Annotated in this window: 20 protein-coding genes; 13 read left to right on the top strand and 7 right to left on the bottom strand. The window is 67.8% G+C overall.

What is annotated here, in order from left to right; all coding sequences use genetic code 11:
- Window positions 1-56 precede the first annotated feature (56 nt).
- The 9 genes from MNI96_RS13665 (at window position 57) to MNI96_RS13625 (ending at window position 9,268) form a co-directional block, all read left to right on the top strand.
- Window positions 57-986 carry a carbohydrate kinase family protein gene (locus MNI96_RS13665; protein ID WP_249694012.1) on the top strand — a complete coding sequence of 310 codons (930 nt, stop codon included), beginning with the start codon at window positions 57-59 and terminating at the stop codon, window positions 984-986.
- A gap of 30 nt (window positions 987-1,016) precedes the next feature.
- Window positions 1,017-2,489 carry a glucose-6-phosphate dehydrogenase gene (gene zwf / locus MNI96_RS13660; RefSeq protein ID WP_249694011.1) on the top strand — a complete coding sequence of 491 codons (1,473 nt, stop codon included), beginning with the start codon at window positions 1,017-1,019 and terminating at the stop codon, window positions 2,487-2,489.
- Between the two features lie 181 nt (window positions 2,490-2,670).
- Window positions 2,671-4,506, top strand: coding sequence for a phosphogluconate dehydratase (gene edd, locus MNI96_RS13655; RefSeq protein WP_249694010.1), 1,836 nt, complete (start codon window positions 2,671-2,673; stop codon window positions 4,504-4,506).
- A 27-nt stretch (window positions 4,507-4,533) separates the two neighbouring features.
- Complete coding sequence (eda, locus tag MNI96_RS13650; RefSeq protein WP_249694008.1) at window positions 4,534-5,178, top strand: bifunctional 4-hydroxy-2-oxoglutarate aldolase/2-dehydro-3-deoxy-phosphogluconate aldolase; 645 nt, start codon at window positions 4,534-4,536, stop codon at window positions 5,176-5,178.
- A 147-nt stretch (window positions 5,179-5,325) separates the two neighbouring features.
- Entirely contained in the window at window positions 5,326-5,649 is a 324-nt protein-coding gene (locus MNI96_RS13645; RefSeq protein ID WP_249694006.1) for a hypothetical protein, read from the top strand.
- A 144-nt stretch (window positions 5,650-5,793) separates the two neighbouring features.
- Window positions 5,794-6,720 carry a calcium/sodium antiporter gene (locus MNI96_RS13640; RefSeq protein ID WP_249694003.1) on the top strand — a complete coding sequence of 309 codons (927 nt, stop codon included), beginning with the start codon at window positions 5,794-5,796 and terminating at the stop codon, window positions 6,718-6,720.
- A 52-nt stretch (window positions 6,721-6,772) separates the two neighbouring features.
- Window positions 6,773-8,398, top strand: a complete 1,626-nt coding sequence (pgi, locus tag MNI96_RS13635; RefSeq protein ID WP_249693998.1) for a glucose-6-phosphate isomerase — start codon at window positions 6,773-6,775, stop codon at window positions 8,396-8,398.
- A gap of 202 nt (window positions 8,399-8,600) precedes the next feature.
- Entirely contained in the window at window positions 8,601-8,870 is a 270-nt protein-coding gene (locus MNI96_RS13630) for a YMGG-like glycine zipper-containing protein (protein ID WP_249693997.1), read from the top strand.
- A gap of 128 nt (window positions 8,871-8,998) precedes the next feature.
- The gene (locus MNI96_RS13625) at window positions 8,999-9,268 is read left to right on the top strand and encodes a YMGG-like glycine zipper-containing protein (RefSeq protein WP_249693996.1); all 270 of its coding nucleotides are present in this window, start codon (window positions 8,999-9,001) and stop codon (window positions 9,266-9,268) included.
- Window positions 9,269-9,357: 89 nt separating this feature from the next.
- Here MNI96_RS13625 and ald read toward each other — a convergent pair whose 3' ends face one another.
- Window positions 9,358-10,494, bottom strand: a complete 1,137-nt coding sequence (gene ald / locus MNI96_RS13620) for an alanine dehydrogenase (RefSeq protein ID WP_249693994.1) — start codon at window positions 10,492-10,494, stop codon at window positions 9,358-9,360.
- Window positions 10,495-10,630: 136 nt separating this feature from the next.
- On the opposite strand from ald, the gene MNI96_RS13615 reads away from it, so the two are divergent.
- The 3 genes from MNI96_RS13615 to MNI96_RS13605 all read left to right on the top strand — a co-directional run bounded on the left by MNI96_RS13615 (window position 10,631) and on the right by MNI96_RS13605 (window position 12,749).
- Entirely contained in the window at window positions 10,631-11,131 is a 501-nt protein-coding gene (locus MNI96_RS13615; RefSeq protein ID WP_158193153.1) for an Lrp/AsnC family transcriptional regulator, read from the top strand.
- A 148-nt stretch (window positions 11,132-11,279) separates the two neighbouring features.
- Entirely contained in the window at window positions 11,280-11,759 is a 480-nt protein-coding gene (locus MNI96_RS13610; protein WP_249693992.1) for a response regulator, read from the top strand.
- A 108-nt stretch (window positions 11,760-11,867) separates the two neighbouring features.
- Entirely contained in the window at window positions 11,868-12,749 is an 882-nt protein-coding gene (locus MNI96_RS13605) for an SMP-30/gluconolactonase/LRE family protein (RefSeq protein ID WP_249693990.1), read from the top strand.
- Here MNI96_RS13605 and trhO read toward each other — a convergent pair.
- Together trhO and MNI96_RS13595 are read right to left on the bottom strand one after the other, a co-directional pair.
- Window positions 12,739-13,545 carry an oxygen-dependent tRNA uridine(34) hydroxylase TrhO gene (trhO, locus tag MNI96_RS13600; RefSeq protein ID WP_249693988.1) on the bottom strand — a complete coding sequence of 269 codons (807 nt, stop codon included), beginning with the start codon at window positions 13,543-13,545 and terminating at the stop codon, window positions 12,739-12,741. The two genes, MNI96_RS13605 and trhO, sit on opposite strands and share 11 nt — an antisense overlap.
- 88 nt (window positions 13,546-13,633) lie before the next feature.
- Window positions 13,634-14,347 (bottom strand): SDR family NAD(P)-dependent oxidoreductase, encoded by a 714-nt coding sequence (locus MNI96_RS13595; RefSeq protein WP_249693986.1) that lies wholly within the window; start codon window positions 14,345-14,347, stop codon window positions 13,634-13,636.
- 208 nt (window positions 14,348-14,555) lie between these two features.
- On the opposite strand from MNI96_RS13595, the gene MNI96_RS13590 reads away from it, so the two are divergent.
- On the top strand, window positions 14,556-15,473 hold the full coding sequence (locus tag MNI96_RS13590; RefSeq protein WP_249693984.1) for a PhzF family phenazine biosynthesis protein: 918 nt from the start codon (window positions 14,556-14,558) through the stop codon (window positions 15,471-15,473).
- A 22-nt stretch (window positions 15,474-15,495) separates the two neighbouring features.
- On the opposite strand, the gene MNI96_RS13585 is transcribed toward MNI96_RS13590, so the two are convergent.
- The 4 genes from MNI96_RS13585 to MNI96_RS13570 all read right to left on the bottom strand — a co-directional run bounded on the left by MNI96_RS13585 (window position 15,496) and on the right by MNI96_RS13570 (window position 18,392).
- Complete coding sequence (locus MNI96_RS13585) at window positions 15,496-15,858, bottom strand: ribbon-helix-helix domain-containing protein (protein ID WP_249693982.1); 363 nt, start codon at window positions 15,856-15,858, stop codon at window positions 15,496-15,498.
- A gap of 87 nt (window positions 15,859-15,945) precedes the next feature.
- On the bottom strand, window positions 15,946-16,515 hold the full coding sequence (locus MNI96_RS13580) for a DJ-1/PfpI family protein (RefSeq protein WP_249693981.1): 570 nt from the start codon (window positions 16,513-16,515) through the stop codon (window positions 15,946-15,948).
- A 214-nt stretch (window positions 16,516-16,729) separates the two neighbouring features.
- A complete protein-coding gene (locus MNI96_RS13575) occupies window positions 16,730-17,338 on the bottom strand; it encodes a PRC-barrel domain-containing protein (protein ID WP_249693978.1) in 609 nt (202 codons plus the stop codon).
- A 193-nt stretch (window positions 17,339-17,531) separates the two neighbouring features.
- Window positions 17,532-18,392: a matrixin family metalloprotease gene (locus tag MNI96_RS13570; protein ID WP_249693975.1), complete on the bottom strand. Its 861-nt coding sequence runs from the start codon at window positions 18,390-18,392 to the stop codon at window positions 17,532-17,534.
- Window positions 18,393-18,676 lie beyond the last annotated feature (284 nt).

Raw genomic sequence — 18,676 nt, 5'->3', positions numbered from 1 at the left:
GAGACAGACCGAATGCGCCTGTTGCCGACCCCGATGCCTCGAAGGAGCCCCGTTCAATGATCCTCGTCTGCGGCGAAGCGCTGTTCGACCTGTTTGCCGAGGACGGCGGCGGCGGGCAGCTGACGCTCGATGCCCGCATCGGCGGCTCGCCCTTCAACGTCGCCGTAGGCCTTGCGCGGCTTGAGGTTCCGGTCGCCTATTTCGGCGGCCTGTCGCGCGACTTCTTCGGCCGGCGACTCAAGGCCGCGCTGGAAACGGAAGGCGTCGACACGTCCCTCGTCGTCGACAGCGACGCGCTGACCACCCTCAGTATCGTCGGCCTCGATGCCTCGGGAAGCCCGGCCTATTCGTTCTACGGGGAAGGCGCCGCCGACCGGCTGGTCTCGCCCGACGAACTGCCTGCCTTGTCGGAGGGCATCGACACGATCCATCTCGGCTCGTTCTCGGCGCTCGTTTCGCCGGTCGGCGACAGCCTGCTGCAGCTGGTCCGGCGCGAACATGGCAAACGCCTTGTCGCCTATGACCCGAACATCCGGCCCACGGTCGTTGCCGACCTTACCGCATGGCGGCAGCGGCTGGACGACCTGCTGCCGCATGTCGATCTCTTGAAGATCAGCGCCGAGGACGCCGAGACGCTGTTTCCCGGCGCCGATCCGGCCGAGCTGGCGCGCGGCTGGCTCGCCGGAGGCCCCGCGCTGGTCGTGGTGACCCGCGGGCGAGAGGGCGCGAGCGCCTTCACCGCCACGGCCACGGCAAGCGTGCCCGGGCGCACCGTTGCCGTCGTCGACACGGTCGGGGCCGGCGACACGTTCCAGGCGGCGCTGCTGGCCCGGCTCGGCGAGACCGCCGGTCGGACCCGGACCGCAATTTCCGCTCTCGGGGCAGACACGCTCGCCGATCTCCTCGATTATGCGGGCAAAGCCTCTGCCATCACCTGCACCCGGCGCGGAGCGGACCTCCCCCGCCGCGCCGAACTTCTCGCCTGACGGCGACACCGCAAGATTGAAAGGACCGCCATGGCCGCGCGCGTCATCGAAGTCGCCCCGTTCGACCTGATCGTTTTCGGAGCCACCGGCGATCTGGCGCACAGGAAGCTGCTGCCCGCCCTTTATCACCGCGATCTCGACGGGCAGATCCCGGCGGACGCCCGCATTCTGGCCTGTTCGCGGCGCGATATGTCCGACAGCGACTATCGCGCGTTCGCCCGTGAGGCGATCAGCGAGCATGTCTCGGACATCGAGAACGAGGCGCTGGCGCGCTTTCTCGACCGCCTCTCCTATCTCGCCGTCGATGCGGCCGGAGAGCGTGGCTGGAGCGAGCTCGCCTCCGCCCTTGCGGGCCGCGAGGATGTGGTGCGCGCCTTTTACCTTGCCGTCTCGCCGGACTTCTTCGGGCCGATCTGCGAGCGCATCGGCGCCCACGGCCTGACAACGGAACTTGCCCGCGTCGTCATCGAGAAGCCCATCGGCAAGGACGGCGAGTCGGCGCGCAAGGTGAACGCCGCCATCGGTGCGGTGTTCCGCGAGGACCAGATCTTCCGCATCGACCATTATCTCGGCAAGGAGACAGTGCAGAACCTGATGGCCCTGCGCTTCGCCAATGCGTTGTTCGAGCCGCTGTGGAACGCCGCCCATATCGACCATGTGCAGATCACCGTGGCCGAGGCGCTCGGCGTCGAGGGCCGCGCCGGCTATTACGACACGGCCGGCGCCATGCGCGACATGGTGCAGAACCACATCCTGCAGCTGCTCTGCCTGGTCGCCATGGAGCCGCCCGAGTCGATGGACGCGGATTCGGTGCGCGACGAGAAGCTGAAGGTGCTCAAGGCGCTGAGGCCCATGGATGCCGATCTCGCCGCCCGCACCACCGTGCGCGGCCAGTACCGGGCCGGCGCCTCGGCCGGCGGCGCGGTGCCGGGATATCTGGAAGAGCTCAGCAACTCCGCATCCGAGACCGAGACCTTCGTCGCCATCAAGGCCGAGATCGCCAACTGGCGCTGGGCGAACGTGCCCTTCTACCTGCGCACCGGCAAGCGCCTTGCCGCCCGCGTTTCGGAGATCGTCGTCCAGTTCCGCCCGATCCCGCACTCGATCTTCGGCGAGGAAGCCGGCGCCATCCCGCCGAACCGGCTGGTGATCCGCCTGCAGCCGGACGAGGGCGTGCGCATGCAGGTGATGATCAAGGACCCCGGCCCCGGCGGCATGCGCCTGCGGCAGGTACCCCTCGACATGTCCTTCGCCAAGGCCTTCGCCGTGCGCAACCCGGATGCCTACGAGCGGCTGATCATGGACGTGATCCGCGGCAACCAGACCCTGTTCATGCGCCGCGACGAGGTGGAGGCGGCCTGGGCCTGGGTCGATCCGATCCTTCAGGCCTGGTCGACCTTGAAGGAAGCGCCCAAGGGCTACACGTCCGGAACATGGGGACCATCGGCGGCCATCGCCCTGATCGAGCGGGACGGCCGCACCTGGTTCGAGGACCTGATCTAGACCAATCGACTGTGCCGGGATGCGGTGCGCGCATCCCGGTTGAATGGGAAATTAAATCGATTTAAACGTCGTGCCGGAACAGGCATCCGCCTGCCGGTCCAACAGGATCGCCGGTCGTCCGAAGTGAACCATCCGGATCACTCCCGCCGGACAGACCGCAACCGAAAGGACGGAAACCGCCATGAGCCTTCACTCCACCATCGCCGCCGTCACCGAGCGCATCGTCGAGCGCAGCCGCGACAGCCGCACCCAGTATCTCGACCGCATCCGCGCTGCTGCCGAAAACGGTCCGCGCCGCTCGACGCTCTCCTGCGGCAACCTCGCCCACGGCTTTGCCGCCTGCGGGATCACCGACAAGGAGCGGCTGGCCGGCGACGTGGTGCCGAACCTCGGCATCATCACCGCCTATAACGACATGCTGTCGGCGCATCAGCCCTATGAGCGCTTCCCCGGCTTGATCCGCGATGCGGCGCGCGAGGTCGGCGCGGTCGCCCAGGTCGCTGCCGGTGTTCCGGCCATGTGCGACGGCGTCACGCAAGGCCAGGCCGGCATGGAGCTGTCGCTGTTCTCCCGCGACGTGATCGCCATGTCGACGGCCATCGGCCTGTCGCACCAGATGTTCGACGCCGCCGTCTTCCTCGGCATCTGCGACAAGATCGTTCCCGGCCTGATGATCGGGGCGCTGTCCTTCGGCCATCTGCCGGCGGTCTTCGTTCCGGCAGGCCCGATGCCCACCGGCATGTCCAACGACGAGAAGGCCAAGACCCGCCAGCTCTATGCGGAAGGCAAGATCGGCCGGGCCGAACTGCTGGAGGCGGAGAGCAAGTCCTACCACTCGCCGGGCACCTGCACCTTCTACGGCACCGCCAATTCCAACCAGATGCTGATGGAGATCATGGGCCTGCACCTGCCGGGCGCCAGCTTCGTGCATCCCAATACGCCGCTGCGCGATGCGCTGACCCGCGAGGCGGCGAAGCGCGCGCTGGCGCTCACCGCGCTCGGCAATGCCTATACGCCGGTCGGCGAGATGATCGACGAGCGCGCCATCGTCAACGGCGTCGTCGGCCTGCACGCGACCGGCGGCTCCACCAACCACACCCTGCACTTGGTCGCCATCGCCGCCACCGCCGGCATCCGCCTGACCTGGGACGACATTTCCGACCTGTCGGACGCCGTTCCGCTGATCGCCCGCATCTACCCGAACGGGATGGCGGACGTGAACCACTTCCAGGCGGCCGGCGGCATGGGCTACCTGATCGGCGAGTTGCTGGAGGCCGGCCTGCTGCACCGCGACGTGCGCACTGTCAACGGCACCGGCCTCGACGCCTATACCAGCGAAGCGCGGCTGACGGACGAAGGCGGCGTTGCCTGGGTGCCGGCCACCCGCGAAAGCGGCGATCCCAAGGTCCTGTCGACGGTGGCAGAGCCGTTCCAGAAGAACGGCGGCCTCACGGTCCTTGAGGGCAATCTCGGCCGCGCGGTGATCAAGGTTTCCGCCGTCGCGCCGGAGCGGCGGGTGGTCGAGGCCCCGGCCCGCGTCTTCGCCTCGCAGGAGGCCCTGCAGGCCGCCTTCAAGGCGGGAGAGCTCACTTCCGACTTCATCGCCGTGCTGCCCTTCCAGGGCCCGCGCGCCTGCGGCATGCCGGAACTGCACAAGCTGACGCCGGCGCTCGGCGTGCTGCAGGACCGCGGCATCAAGGTCGCACTGGTCACCGACGGGCGCATGTCGGGCGCCTCCGGCAAGGTGCCGGCGGCGATCCACGTCACGCCGGAAGCCGTCGACGGCGGCCCCATCGCCCGCATCCGCGACGGCGACCTCTTGCGCGTCGATGCGCCCGCCGGCAGACTCGAGGTGCTGGTCGACGCGGCGGAGTTCGCCGCCCGCACGCCCGCGACCGCCGACCTTTCGGCCCACCAGCACGGCGTCGGTCGGGACCTCTTCGCCGCCTTCCGCGCCTTTGCCGGCCCGGCCGATCAGGGCGCCCACGTATTCGGCACTCACGGCTTCGCCGCCTGACGCATACCACTCACGGAGACCGACTTCATGGCCGCAAGCCAGAACACCGAACGCCTCGACCAGATCATGCAGGCGGCACCGGTCATTCCGGTGCTGATCGTGGACGACCCGGCAAAGGCCGTGCCGATGGCGCGCGCGCTGGTGCGCGGCGGATTGCCGGCCATCGAGATCACCCTGCGCACGCCGAAGGCGCTCGAGGCGATCCGTGCCGTCGCGAGCGAGGTGGAAGGCGCCTTCGTCGGGGCCGGTACCGTGCTCGATGCTGCGCAGTACCAGGCGGCCGTGGAGGCGGGGGCCACCTTCGTCGTGTCGCCCGGCGCGACCGACCGGCTGCTGGCGGCCGCGTCGGGCCACGACGTGCCGCTGCTGCCGGGCAGTTCCACCGCCTCGGAAGTGATGAAGCTGCTGGAGGCGGGGTACTCGCGCCTGAAGCTGTTCCCGGCCGAGGCGGTCGGCGGCGCCAATCTGCTCAAGTCCCTCGCCTCGCCGCTGCCGGCCGCGCGCTTCTGCCCGACCGGAGGCATCACTGAGAAGACCGCCCCGACCTATCTCGGTCTGCCGAATGTCGTGTGCGTCGGCGGCTCCTGGATCGCCGGGCCGGACGCGATCGCTGCCGAGGACTGGGACGGCATCGAGGCGCGGGCAAGCCAGGCGGCAAGCCTGTCGGCCTGAGACGATGACGGACGGGCAAAATGGGGCAAGCCGTGGCGAAAAATAAACTTGCCGCACGCCCCTTGCCCGTCTTGAAGGGGATTTTCCCCGTTCCCATCTGCTTCTGGCTGCGGACCCGTTCGTCCGCACTCCATGAGGCATTGATCCATGTCACAGTCGCAGGATACCGCCACCCCGGCGGTTGCAGCCCGGACGAAAGTCCGTCCGGGCCTGACCTTCTTCATTATCGTCGTCTCCGCAACGCTTCTCTTCGCCGCCGAGATCTGGGCAATGACCCTCGGCTTTCTCTGGGCGTTCATCGGCATCATGTCGCTGGGGCCCATCGGCACGACCGTGCTTTCCGTCGTCCTCCTGCCCGCTGCCGCCTTTGCCACCTGGCGCCTGGCCGTTCTCGCCGTTCGCGGCGAGCTGAACCTGCTCCCGGACTCTCCCGATCCATCGCAGCGCGTCCCCGCCATCCGGGCGGACTGACCTCTTCGTCGTCCGGACCGCGTACCCCAGCACCTCCGCCGCGGGCGCGCGCTCCCGGACAATCCGTCCCGGTCGTCTCGGCCGGATCCCCTCCATGGCCTCACCGGACGGTTTCGTCCTGCAAGTGCCCGGATCGGTATCATCATGCTCATCGACATCGCCCTTGTGGGCCTCGGTCTCGTCCTCCTGTTCTTCGGCGGCGACCTTCTCGTGCGCGGCGCCGTGGCGCTGGCGGCCCGCCTCAACGTTCCCCCGCTGCTGATCGGCCTCACCATCGTCGGCTTCGGCACCTCGATGCCGGAATTGCTCGTCTCGCTGAACGCAGCCTTCGCCAACCTGCCGGACATCGCCGTCGGCAACGTGGTCGGCTCGAACACCGCCAACATCCTGCTCATCCTCGGTCTTGCCCTGCTGGTCGCGCCCCTGCCGACGCGCATTGCCGGCATCGGACGCGATGTGGTGGCCATGCTGGCCAGCGCCGGCCTGCTGGCGCTTGTCTCCATAGGCGGCCGGTTCGCGACCTGGCACGGCCTGCTCTTTCTCGCGCTGCTGGCCGCCTATCTCGTCTACGGCGCAATGCGCGGCCGTTCGGAAGGGGCGGACCTGCCCGACACCGAAGCCTCGCCGAAACTGTGGCCCGCACTCGGCTTCGTCGCAGCCGGCCTCGCGGCCCTGGTCTTCGGCGCGGATTTCCTCGTCGACGGCTCGACCAGCCTTGCCCGCGGCATGGGCGTCTCCGATGCGGTCATCGGCCTGACCATCGTGGCCGTCGGCACCAGCCTGCCCGAACTCGCCACCTCGGTCATCGCCGCCTTCAAGCGCCAGCCGGAAATTGCCGTCGGCAATGTGGTCGGATCGAACATTTTCAACATTCTCGGCATTCTGGGTCTGACCGCCGCCATCTCCCCCATTCCTGTGGCGCCGCAGATGGTGACGTTCGACATCCCGGTGATGGTCGCCGTCACCGTCGCCATTGCGGCGCTGCTCACCTTCACGCGCCGCGTACCGCAATGGGCGGGACTGGTCCTGCTTGCGGCCTACGGCTGGTACTGTACCGTGCTGTTCGTCTGACGCACGGGCCGGTCGTGGCGGCATCACCGACATCACGAGGAGGAGTACAGCCATGACCGGCCCCGCGTTCCCGCAAGACCTGAGGCAGAAGGCCGAGGCGTTCCGCGCAACCGGACTTCGCCGCCTCTTCGCCGACAATCCCGGCCGCTTCGACGCACTGTCCTTCGGCTTCGAGGACCTCTTGCTGGACCTGTCTAAGATGCACTGGGACCGCGACACCGTCGCGGCCCTTGCCGCCTTCGCCCGCGAGCGCGGCATGGAAGAGCGCCGCGCGGCGATGTTCGGCGGCGAGGCGATCAACGAGACCGAGGCCCGCGCGGTGCTGCATGTCGCCCTGCGCAGCCGGGGCGAGGCGCCCGTCCTCGTCGACGGCCGCGACGTGATGCCGAGCGTGCGCCAGACGCTGGCGCAGATGGAGGCCTTCGCCCGCGGCATCCGCGACGGCTCGATCCTCTCGGCCGCCGGGCGACCCTTCACCGACGTGGTGAACATCGGCATCGGCGGATCGGATCTGGGGCCTGCGATGGTCACCGCGGCCCTCGCCCCCTTCGCCGACGGCCCGCGGCTGCACTACGTCTCCAATGTCGACGGCGCCCATATCGCCGACACGCTGAAAGGCCTCGATCCGCGCTCGACGATGGTCATCGTCGCCTCCAAGACCTTCACCACCATCGAGACGATGACCAATGCCCGCACCGCGCGGCAGTGGATCGTCAGGGCGCTGGGGGAGGACGCCGTCGGCGCGCATTTTGCCGCCGTCTCCACCGCGCTGGAGAAGGTCGGCGCCTTCGGCATCGATCCGGCGCGGGTCTTCGGCTTCTGGGATTGGGTCGGCGGACGCTATTCCGTGTGGTCGGCCATCGGTCTGCCGGTGATGATCGCGATCGGCCCGGACGGCTTCGCCCATTTCCTGGAAGGCGCCCACGCGCTCGACCGGCACTTCCTGGAGACGGAGGCCACGGCAAACCTGCCGGTGCTGCTGGGGCTTGCCGGCATCTGGCACCGCAATTTCTGCGGCTTTCCCGCCCGCGCCATCCTTCCCTACGACCAGCGCCTGGCGCGGCTGCCCGCCTATCTGCAGCAGCTCGACATGGAATCGAACGGCAAGCGCGTGACGCTGTCCGGCGATCCGGTCGACAGCGCCACCGGTCCACTCGTCTGGGGCGAGCCCGGCACCAACGGCCAGCACGCCTTCTACCAGCTGCTGCACCAGGGCACGGACGTGATCCCGTGCGAGTTCATCGTCGCCGCGCGAGGGCACGAGCCGGACCTTGTCCATCATCACGCCCTGCTCGTCGCCAACTGCCTCGCCCAGTCGGAAGCCCTGATGAACGGCCGCACGCGCGAGGAAGCCGAGGCCCTGCTTGCGAGCGAGGGCAAGTCGGCGGCGGAAATCGCGCGTCTCGCCCCGCACAAGGTGTTTCCCGGCAACCGGCCGTCGCTGACCATCGTCCACGACCAGTTGACGCCGCGTTCGCTCGGCCGCCTCATCGCCCTTTACGAACACCGCGTCTTCGTGGAAGGCGCGATCTGGAACATCAATTCCTTCGACCAGTGGGGCGTGGAGCTCGGCAAGGTCCTGGCCAACGAGCTGCTGCCGATGCTGGACGGGCGCGAGGCGGCGACGGGACGCGACAGTTCCACCCTCGGCCTTCTCGCCCGGCTGCGAAGCCGTTGATATCGGACCGTTAACCGGCAGGCGACAAGAACGCCTCTCCAATGATCTGCGTCACAGCTTCGCCTCAGCAGACCTGCTAGACTGTCTGCGGTTTTGGTGCTCAGATAGGCGACAACGCAGGGACAACTTCCCGTCTCCCTGTCGCGGCGCCTTCCGGGAGGCGACATTCGCCGGAACCATGTGACACGTGAGGAGTTATAGGATGGTCAGGATTGTTCTTGTGGGCGCAGCTGCGCTTCTGCTGGCGGCGTGCCAGTCCGACAGCCAGCGTGATCGCACGCTGGTCGGCGGCGGCCTCGGCGCTGCAACGGGTGCAGTGATCGGTGCGGCGGCGACGGGTGATGTCGGCGGCGCGCTGGTTGGCGGCGTCATCGGCGGTGTTGGCGGTGCCATGGTCGGTTCGGCCACGACACCGAAGAACTGCATCGCACGCGACCGCTACGGCCGCCGTTATCGGGTTGCCTGCCCGTAAGGGTCGACAATCGCCTGCCCCGAGAGGGACATGCCTGACCGCCGCAACGGAAGCTCCGGCCAACCGTTGCGGTGGTGCATGCGTTTCCGACGAAACGCAGCCCGGCCAACCAATCGGAGGCGAATTTCATGACTAAACTCGTGATCGTTGCGGCGACCGCCCTGCTTCTTGCTGCGTGTCAGTCCGACAGCCAGTCCGACCGCGCCCTTGTCGGCGGCGGCCTGGGCGCTGCCACCGGCGCAGCTGTGGGTGCGGCCGCGACTGGAGACGTCGGCGGAGCACTCGTGGGCGGCGCCATCGGCGCAGCCGGCGGTGCGGCGGTCGGTGCGGCCACCACGCCGAAGAACTGCGTCGAATACGACCGCTACGGCCGCGCCTATCGCGTCGCCTGCCGGTAAGCGAAACCATCCTTCGTGAGGCAAAACAGCCGGCCAGGAACTCCTGGCCGGCTGTTTTTCGTTTACGCCGAGAAACCGTGAAGCCGGGATCAGGCGGCGGCGGCCGTCGCCTTGCCCAGCGCCTTGGCCGGAGCGACATAGTCGTAGCCGAGTGCGGTCGCGACCGCTTCGCACGTCACCTGCCCCGCATGGACGTTCAAGCCGTTCATCAAGTGCGGATTGTCCGCCAGCGCCTTGCGATAACCGTTGTTGGCGAGCGCCAGGGTGAAGGGCAGCGTCGCGTTGTTCAGCGCATAGGTCGAGGTCCGCGGTACCGCGCCCGGCATGTTGGCGACGCAGTAATGCACCACCCCGTCGACCACATAGGTCGGCTCGGCATGCGTCGTGGCATGCGAGGTCTCGAAACAGCCGCCCTGGTCGATGGCAACGTCCACCAGCACCGAACCGGTCTTCATCCGCCGCACATGGTCGGCCGTGACCAGCTTGGGCGCCGCCGCTCCCGGCACCAGCACGGCGCCGATCACCAGGTCGGCTTCCAGCACATACTGCTCCACCGCCGAACGGGTGGAATAGACCGTGCGCAGCGCCGCACCGAAACGGGCCGAAAGGCTGCCGAGCACATCGATGGAGCGGTCGAGCACAGTGACGTCGGCGCCAAGACCCAGCGCCATGGTGATCGCATGGGCACCGACGACGCCGCCGCCGATCACCACCACTTTGGCCGGGGCAACGCCGGGCACGCCGCCGAGCAGCACGCCGGCGCCGCCATGGGCCCGCTCCAGCGCGGTCGCGCCCGCCTGCACCGACAGGCGGCCCGCCACCTGCGACATCGGCGACAGCAGCGGCAGGCCGCCGCGCGCGTCCGTGACGGTCTCGTAGGCGATGCAGGTCGCGCCCGACCTGACGAGGTCGGCCGTCTGCGGGGCATCCGGTGCAAGGTGGAGATAGGTGAAGAGCAGGTGGTCGGGCCGCAGCATGGCGCGCTCGGACGCCTGCGGCTCCTTGACCTTGACGATCATCTCCGACGCCTCGAAGACCTGCGCCGGGATCGCGGCAATCGACGCGCCGGCGGCCTCGTAGACGGCATCGTCCGCACCGATGCCCTGGCCGGCACCGGTCTCGACCAGCACCTCATGGCCATTGGCCACCAGTTCCCGGACGCTGTCCGGGGTCAGGCCGACGCGATACTCGTGGTTCTTGATTTCCTTCGGGACACCGACGCGCATTTCGAACCTCCTCCGTACTCGACCGCCATGCGGTCGGGATGATCGGAAATGCTACGGCAAAACCTGTCGAATTTGCTTGCGTTGTCGCGCCGCTCTTCACAATCTGCGCAATATTCCGGCGTGAAAGCGGCAGATCATGAAACAATCTTCGAAGGAAACCGCGAGACTGGACCGGATCGACCGGCATATCCTCTCCCTGTTGCAGGTGGACGGACGTATCGCCAATGCCGATCTTGCCGAAGCCGTCGGCCTGTCGGCCTCGGCCTGCCTGCGCCGGGTGCGCATGCTGGAGGAGAGCGGCGTCATCGACCGCTATGTCGCCCTGCTGGACCAGGCCCGCATCGGCCGGCGCATGAACATCTTCGTCGAGATCTCGCTGACCTCGCAGTCGAACGACGTGCTGACCCGTTTCGAGCAGGCCGTCGCCCGCTCTCCGGAGATCATGGAATGCCACCTGATGGCGGGCGATGCCGACTACCTGCTGCGGATCACCGCCGCCGATCCCATCGACTTCGAGCGCATCCACCGCGACCATCTCGCCCGCCTGCCGGGCGTCTCGCGCATGCGCTCGTCCTTCGCGATCCGCACCATTTCCCGCAGCACGGCTTTTCCGCTGCCGGACGACGACGACCGCTAGAACCCTTTCGGACTGAGAATTTCCCGTTCCGCCCTGTCGCTCCTGCCTAAAAGGTCGGCATCCGTCTTTATGGAGCCCTGTCTAATTTACTGATAGACTGTCGCAGCGTTTCCGAAACTTCGCGAGCTATCGCCTTGGCAGTCCAGCTATGAACGCACAACCGGCGTCTGCAAGCGGCCCCGGCTTGACGCTGATGATCGTCGACGATGATCCGGACGACCTCTGGATGTTCGGGCATCTGTTTCGCCGCGCCTGCCCGGAGCCCGGAGAACTGTCGCTGGTCGCCGTCGCCGACGGTGCGGCGGCCCTTGCCCGGATCGAGCAGGCGCTCTCGGCCGGCGAGCCGCTGCCCGATGCCATCCTTCTCGACATGAACATGCCCGGCCTCAGCGGCCTCGATGTCCTGGCCGCCCTTCGCGCGCGCGCCGGCCTCGATGCAACGCCGATCATCATCCTGTCCACGGCGGAAGACGCGGTCGTGGCCGAACGCGCCCTTGCCGCCGGCGCGGACGCGGTCTTCACCAAGCCCGACTCAATGGACAGTATCGCGTGCCTCGCTGCCGGCATCTTTCGCACCGTGCTCGCGCGCCGCGCGCCCCGGCCTTGCTGCACCAAGGCGCGGGCCTGAGCGGTCCGGCCTCCCCTCACGCTCCTCCCGGACTGCCTCAAGGTGCTTGATCGCACGCGCCTGTCATCCGACAACAAAGACCCGTTTTCCAGTCTCAGGAGCACCTTCATGGCCCATGCGATTTCCCGCCTCAGCAACACGCGCTGCGAGCTTGCCGAGGGTCCGACCTGGGACGAGCGGCTGGGCCGCCTCTACTGGTGCGACATCCTCGGAAAGCGCATCCACGCGCTCGACTGGCGGACCCGGCAGGAAGAGCACTGGGACCTGCCGGACGTCGTCGGCTCGATCGGACTGACACAGGACGACGACCGGCTCGTCGTCGCGCTGCGCGACCGGGTCGTGCTCTTCACCCTGTCGAGCGGCGCCATCGAGACCCTGGCCGAGATCGAGGCGGACGATCCCCGCACCCGCCTCAACGACGGCAAGGTCGGCCCGGACGGTGCCTTCTATGTCGGCACCATGGACGACCGCCCCGACCGCCAGCCCATCGGCGCGCTCTACCGGGTCGCCCGCGACGGCACCACGACGCGCCTCGTCGAGGGCGTGACCGTCTCCAACGGCCTTGCCTGGTCGCCCGACGGGACGGTGCTCTACCATGCCGACAGCCGGCCGGGGCATATCGAGGCCTGGGATTTCGACGCTGCGACGGGCACGATCTCCGGCCGGCGCCTGTTTGCGCAGCTGACCAACGAGACCGGACGCCCCGATGGCGGCACGGTGGACGCGCAGGGGCGCTACTGGTCGGCAGGCGTTTCGGCGGGCGTGCTGAACTGCTTTGCGCCCGACGGCACGCTCGTCGACGCGATCCCGATGCCGGTGCCACGCCCGACCATGCCCTGCTTCTGCGGTCCCGCGCTGGACGAACTGGTGGTGACGAGCCTGCGCCCCCACACCGCGCCGGACCTTTTGGCCGAGTTTCCGGACTCCGGCTGCCTCTTCGCCCTGGCGCCGGGCGCAATCGGCCTGCCGGGCTGGCGCTTCAGCCTTTAGCCGCGTCCTCGCGCGCTGTATCCGCGATATCGCGCGGCAGCACGGGCAAGGCTTCGTCCGGCGCATTGCGGCCCCAGGTCGGGCGCAGCGCGTGGTCGACGGCGATCCGCTCGTCGAAAACGAAGCAGTCGCCGCGCCACAGGCTTTTCTCCTGCGGCACCTTTTCCAGGTAGTTCAGGATGCCGCCCTCGAGGTGGTAGACCTCCTCGAAGCCTTCGGAAAGCAGCAGCGCGGAAGCCTTTTCGCAGCGGATGCCGCCGGTACAGAACATCGCCACCTTGCGCAGCCCCGACGCCTGCTCCCGCTGCTGGCGCAGCCACTGAGGGAAGGCGCGGAACGAGCGGGTATCGGGCGAACTCGCCCCCTCGAACGTGCCGAAAGCGACCTCGTAGTCGTTGCGCGTGTCGACGACGAGCACGTCCGGATCGCTGATGAGCTCGTTCCAGTCCTGCGGCGCCACATAGGTGCCGACCTGCCGGGTCGGGTCGATGCCGGCAACGCCGAGGCTCACGATCTCACGCTTCAGCCGCACCTTGAGCCGGGCGAAGGGAATGCGCTCGGCCCAGGAGGCCTTTTCGCGAAGGCCGGAAAGGCGCGGGTCGGACCGCAGCCAGGCCAGCACCTCGGCAATGCCCTCCTCGGCACCCGCGATCGTGCCGTTGACGCCCTCGCTCGCCAGCAGGATCGATCCGCGCACGCCCGCCGCCCCGGCCGTCTCCAGCAGCGGCTGGCGCAGGGCTTCGAAGTCCGGCAGGGCCGCGAAGTGATAGAAGGCGGAAATGCGGATATCGGTCATGACTGCGTTGGAGCTCGTCGGCTAAGGTCTCGGCCTGCCGAGCCTTCTACACTTGCCCCTTCCTTGCTGGCAACATCCGGGCTTCGCCCTACCAGGGCAGCCTTTCGCCGTCATGGGAGAGGAACGCGCCGCTGTCCTCACGCCCTACGGTCTCGATCACCGCAAGCAGCCGGCGTGCCGCCTCGTCGGGCGTGCGAACGGTGAGGCCTGCGCGCGCGAAGGGGCGCGACAGCCCCGTATCCACCGTGCCCGGATGCAGCGCCAGCACCACCAGGTCCGGCTGCCGGCGGGCGAGCTCGATCGACGCCGTGCGGACGATCTGGTTGAGCGCCGCCTTCGATGCCCGGTAGCTGATCCACCCGCCCAGCCGGTTGTCGCCGATGCTGCCGACCTTGGCCGACAGGCTCGCAAGCACGCCCTTGCCCTCGCGCGGGAACAGCGGGGCGAAATGCTTGATCATCAGCGCCGGTCCGATGGCGTTGACGCGGAACGAGCGCTCCATTGCGGCCGGGTCGATCTGGCGCAGCGCCTTTTCCGGCTGCATCTGCGCATCGCTCAACAGGCCCGTCGCATCGACGAAGAGCCGCAGCGGCCCCATCGCGCCGATCCGCCGCGCAGCAGCAGCGATGCTCTCCTCGTCCTCGATGTCGAAGCCGGGCGTCAGGCTGCGCGCGAGCCGCTCCACCCGCTCGAAGCGGCCGCTCGCCTCCATCTGCCGCGCAAGGGCCGACCCGATGCCTCCGGTGGCGCCGGCAACCACGGCAAGACCGCCTTTAGGAAAACTGGTGAGATCAATGGTCATGCCGGGGCATACGCTCCGGCGGCCTCGGCGGTTTTGTCGAAACCCGAGCAGTTAACGAAACGTTAGCCTGCCATGCAGCACCGGTTCACTGGCAGGTTGGCAAGCAGCGCCCGGCCATGCCACAGTCTCGCCCGTCGCCGGCTGGGCCGGCGCAACGCGAAGTCCGGCAAGACGAAACGACGCCACCGTCCAGCAGGGAAACCTTACGATGCCTCGACGTTTCTTCGTCCTCGACGTCTTCACCAACCAGGCGCTCGCCGGCAATCCGCTGGCCGTCGTGCTGGACGCCGAAGGGCTGACGGATGCTCGCATGCAGGCGATTGCGCGCGAATTCAACCTGTCGGAAACCGTCTTCGTCCTGCCGCCGGAAAATCCCGCCCACTCTGCGCGCCTGCGCATCTTCACGCCCGCCCGCGAGCTGCCCTTCGCAGGACATCCCACCGTCGGCACCGCCATCCTGCTGGCCAAGGAACGCTTCGGCGACATGGAATCCGATGCCGACCGCAATGCCATGGTCGTGCTGGAGGAGACGGTCGGCAACGTGCGCTGCGGCGTCGTGCTGAAGAACGGGGCTGCCGGCTTTGCCGAATTCGACATTCCCCGCCTGCCCCGCCCCTGCGATCCCCTGGGCGACCGGGAGATCATTGCCGCCGCCGTGGGGCTGGAGCCGAACGAGATCGGCTTCGAGAACCACCGCCCCTGCGCCTTCGAGGCGGGCGTGCCCTTCGCCTTCGTACCGGTCGCCAGCCTCGATGCCCTGTCGCGCGTGTCGCCGGTCCATCGCCATTGGGAGGACGCCTTCGGCCGCGGCGGGGAAATGGGCGCCTATCTCTACTGCCGCCAGACGAATTCGCAGGACAGCACCTTTGCCGCCCGCATGTTCGCCCCCCACATGGGCATCGGCGAAGACCCGGCGACCGGCTCGGCCGCTGCCGCCTTTTCCGGCATCGTCCGCCATTTCGACAAGCTGACGGACGGAACTCACTACCTGCGCATCGAGCAGGGCTTCGACATGGGCCGGCCCTCGATGATCGATCTGGAAGTCGATGTCGCCGCAGGCGCCCTCAAGGCGGTGCGCATCGGCGGTCAGGCCGTCATCGTCTCCAAAGGCGAACTCTACCTGTAACGGCCCGGCTCATGCCGCCCGCTCAGTGTAGCCGCTCCCTGTCCCGTTCCCGCTCCCGGTCGAGAATGCGCGGGCTGTCGAGCGAGGAGATCGGCGTATCCAGATCGCGCGGAATGTCGCCGCTCAGCTGCAGCGCAAGGTAGCGCCCGCAGCAGACCCGCAGGAACGAGGCGAAATTGCCGAGGTCGTGGCCGGCTTCGATGGATTCGTGATGCAGCCGGGTGATCAACTGCACCAGGTTCATGCCGTCGCGGGTGGCGATCTCCTCCAGCACCGTCCAGAAGAAGGTCTCCAGACGGACGCTGGTGACCATCCTGTCGATCCTCAAAGACTTCGTCGTGCTTTCCCACAAGGCCGGGTCGGCTTCGATGAACAGCTTGCACATGTGCATCCTCCCTGCGGCATGCACTGCGGAGCTTGCGGCCGCTTGTGCACGGCCGCAAGTCCTCGGCTCGAAGATTTCGCGGGCACCTCAGGCGGCGAGCACGGCCATGAACTGCGACAGCCACGCCGGATGCGCCGGCCAGGCCGGTGCCGTCACCAGCTTGCCGTCGGTCACCGCACCGTCGATGGCGATGTCCGCATAGGTGCCGCCGGCCAGTTCCACCTCCGGGCGGCAGGCCGGATAGGCCGAGAGGGTCCGCCCCTCGATCACCCGCGCCGCTGCCAGCAGCTGCGCCCCGTGGCAGATCGCGGCGACCGGCTTGCCCGCCTCGAAGAAATGCTTCACCGCGGCGATCACCTGCGCATCCAGCCGCAGATATTCCGGCGCCCGGCCGCCGGGGATCACCAGCGCGTCGTAATCGGCCGGATCGATATCGGCGAACGTCGCATTGAGAGCGAAGTTGTGCCCGCGCTTCTCGCTATAGGTCTGGTCGCCCTCGAAATCGTGGATCGAGGTGGCGACCGTCTGCCCCGCCTTCTTGCCCGGGCACACCGCATGGACCACGTGCCCGACCGCAAGCAGCGTCTGGAACGGCACCATCGTCTCGTAGTCTTCGGTGAAATCGCCGGTGATCATCAGGATCTTCTTCGCGGCCATGCTGCAGTCCTCCCTTGCAATACGACACCGGCGACGGATGCCCCGCAGGGGCGAAGCGCCGTCCCGGTGGACCTTTCAGGCCGCGCGAACCCTAGCAAGCCCGCCGCGACAGCGGGTATTAGGTCGCTACTACAGATGCTGGGAAGACGCGGGAGCAGACGAGCGAACGGGCCGCGGCACGCCGCAGCCCGTTGCGGATCGGCAGATGGCAGATTTACTGTGCCGTACCCGGAGGATTGGCCGGATCCACCGCGGCCGGTTGGCCCGCCCCCATTTCCTGCTGGGCGCGAAGGGCCTCCTCTTCCCGATGCTTCTGCACCAGGGTGACGAAGTCCGGGGCCGACTCCAGGTCCTCGCTCGTCGCGGCGAGGATCAGTTGATGCTCGCCCGGGGTCATGGTCACGTGCTGCACGGACTCATACGGCACCGCCACTTGACGCGCACCCATGCCCAGGAAGCCGCCGGCCTCGATCAGCACCGACACGACCTGACCATCCGGCCCGATCTCCAGCGCAGCCACCTTGCCGAGCGATTCGCCTTCCGGGTTGGTGACCTCCAGGCCGATCAAGCTGCTGGTCAACCAGTTCCCGTCCTGCTGTTCGCCAATGAAGCTTGCGGTCGCGGTCGCGGCCGGAGCGTCAGCCCGAGGCATCTCGGTCGACATCCCGGTATCCGGCGCCTCGTCGGACGGCATGACCGCACCCGGTGCCGTTTCCTCAACCAAAGGCTCGTCGACCTGAGGTTCCGTTGCCGACTGAGCCCAGGCCGGGCCCACCGACAAGATTGCGAGCGTTGCGGTCGTCGCAAGAAGCGTCTTCATCATCATCGACTCCCTTGTCGCGTCTCTCGCCCGCCACGCCAGGATAGCGCCGGGCCGGACAGTCGAACAAACTTAGGAAGAGATCATGATCTTTTTCCGGCCGCACCTTCTTCGCGCAATATCCATCAAAACAATCGTTTAATATTTTTGAGTTTCAGGCTCATACAACAGGATCCTGGCAGGAAGATGACATCTTTCAGCGCGCAGGAGGTCCATAAAGCCACTGCACACCGGAAATGTCCGCTGCCTGAAGGTCCTGGAAAATTTCACTATACTTGAAATGCATGATCGACAGGCCCTTCAGATGATGGTCCAAACCGATCGCGTGGCCGATCTCATGTGCGAAGGTGTAGCGCAGGTCATAGGCCGCAAGGTTGCCGTCGAAGCCGATCTTCCAGTCGTGCCTGGGGTTGAGACAGATGGCCGAGCGGGTGATCGGCGCAATCCGCGCGGCAACCGGTGCCGTCCGCACGCCCTCTCCCGTCCCGGCGACGGGCAAGCTCAATCCCCGCCCGTCGGAGCCGCCGGCCTCCATCACGCCGGTAGCATCCTCACGCGCGAACTCCACATTGGTGAAGGCAAAGCCGCGCGGCATCGCCTGGGCGCCGAGCAGGATGTTCGCGGCGTCTGCGTCCGCAATCTCCTCGAACACGAGCCCGCTTACCTCGCTCCACATGCGGAAAGCCGCCGCAGCTTCCGCGCGGATCGCCTGCGCCGTCGCGCCGGTGGCCTCCACCAGGCGATCGAGGTTCTGCATCTGGCGGCAGTTGCGCGCATCGGGACGGCTGACCGGCCCGTCGGCAAAGGCATAGGTCACCCGCGCCGGCGTTCCCACCCGCGGCTCTCCCCATTTGAGGATCGATCCTTCGAGCCTGAGCGGGGTAAACAGGCGCGCCAGCGGCAGCCGCGCCTTGGTACGAGGGGCCGCCTGCTGGAGCTTCTCGGCAGCCAGGGCCGGGGCCTGCGGGCCGGCCGCCAGGGCTGCCGGTGCCGGCAGCGCCACGACGGCTGCAAGCAGCAGGGCGAGAACGGAGCAGGAGATCGTCGCGTAGGTCAAAGCGAGCCGGACCCGTAAACCGGAGTTTCACCGAAGATCATGCAGCGGGTCCTCGCTCTCGCTGGCCGGCTTCGCGCCGGGCCTCATCCAGTGCCGGATGTCGGGACCCTCAATCTGCAGGCCGGGACCCTAGCGCAAACTTGCCCTGCGCCGAATCCGTGTTTCCCCGAAGCACCCCGGAACACCATGGTCAGTATTGACAGCCTGCGCCCGTTTCCCCTGCGTCGGCAAGGCCTGGGCGCCCCCTGCGACGGATCGTCCTCCCTCCGTGTCTTTTCTGCAAC

The organism is Stappia sp. WLB 29, assembly GCF_023507705.1.
In the GTDB taxonomy this organism is placed as follows: domain Bacteria; phylum Pseudomonadota; class Alphaproteobacteria; order Rhizobiales; family Stappiaceae; genus Stappia.
The sequence above is the reverse complement of the archived record's forward strand: the minus strand, read 5'-3'. Positions and strand labels throughout refer to the sequence as shown.

What these genes read in the sequence shown, in the direction of transcription:
- MNI96_RS13580 (WP_249693981.1), bottom strand. Translation starts at nt 16,515, where the DNA reads ATGGCCGCGAAGAAGATCCTGATGATCACCGGCGATTTCACCGAAGAC.
- MNI96_RS13665 (WP_249694012.1), top strand. Translation starts at nt 57, where the DNA reads ATGATCCTCGTCTGCGGCGAAGCGCTGTTCGACCTGTTTGCCGAGGAC.
- edd (WP_249694010.1), top strand. Translation starts at nt 2,671, where the DNA reads ATGAGCCTTCACTCCACCATCGCCGCCGTCACCGAGCGCATCGTCGAG.
- MNI96_RS13605 (WP_249693990.1), top strand. Translation starts at nt 11,868, where the DNA reads ATGGCCCATGCGATTTCCCGCCTCAGCAACACGCGCTGCGAGCTTGCC.
- MNI96_RS13615 (WP_158193153.1), top strand. Translation starts at nt 10,631, where the DNA reads ATGAAACAATCTTCGAAGGAAACCGCGAGACTGGACCGGATCGACCGG.
- zwf (WP_249694011.1), top strand. Translation starts at nt 1,017, where the DNA reads ATGGCCGCGCGCGTCATCGAAGTCGCCCCGTTCGACCTGATCGTTTTC.
- MNI96_RS13575 (WP_249693978.1), bottom strand. Translation starts at nt 17,338, where the DNA reads ATGATGAAGACGCTTCTTGCGACGACCGCAACGCTCGCAATCTTGTCG.
- MNI96_RS13640 (WP_249694003.1), top strand. Translation starts at nt 5,794, where the DNA reads ATGCTCATCGACATCGCCCTTGTGGGCCTCGGTCTCGTCCTCCTGTTC.
- MNI96_RS13585 (WP_249693982.1), bottom strand. Translation starts at nt 15,858, where the DNA reads ATGTGCAAGCTGTTCATCGAAGCCGACCCGGCCTTGTGGGAAAGCACG.
- pgi (WP_249693998.1), top strand. Translation starts at nt 6,773, where the DNA reads ATGACCGGCCCCGCGTTCCCGCAAGACCTGAGGCAGAAGGCCGAGGCG.
- MNI96_RS13590 (WP_249693984.1), top strand. Translation starts at nt 14,556, where the DNA reads ATGCCTCGACGTTTCTTCGTCCTCGACGTCTTCACCAACCAGGCGCTC.
- MNI96_RS13645 (WP_249694006.1), top strand. Translation starts at nt 5,326, where the DNA reads ATGTCACAGTCGCAGGATACCGCCACCCCGGCGGTTGCAGCCCGGACG.
- ald (WP_249693994.1), bottom strand. Translation starts at nt 10,494, where the DNA reads ATGCGCGTCGGTGTCCCGAAGGAAATCAAGAACCACGAGTATCGCGTC.
- MNI96_RS13625 (WP_249693996.1), top strand. Translation starts at nt 8,999, where the DNA reads ATGACTAAACTCGTGATCGTTGCGGCGACCGCCCTGCTTCTTGCTGCG.
- MNI96_RS13610 (WP_249693992.1), top strand. Translation starts at nt 11,280, where the DNA reads ATGAACGCACAACCGGCGTCTGCAAGCGGCCCCGGCTTGACGCTGATG.
- trhO (WP_249693988.1), bottom strand. Translation starts at nt 13,545, where the DNA reads ATGACCGATATCCGCATTTCCGCCTTCTATCACTTCGCGGCCCTGCCG.
- eda (WP_249694008.1), top strand. Translation starts at nt 4,534, where the DNA reads ATGGCCGCAAGCCAGAACACCGAACGCCTCGACCAGATCATGCAGGCG.
- MNI96_RS13595 (WP_249693986.1), bottom strand. Translation starts at nt 14,347, where the DNA reads ATGACCATTGATCTCACCAGTTTTCCTAAAGGCGGTCTTGCCGTGGTT.
- MNI96_RS13630 (WP_249693997.1), top strand. Translation starts at nt 8,601, where the DNA reads ATGGTCAGGATTGTTCTTGTGGGCGCAGCTGCGCTTCTGCTGGCGGCG.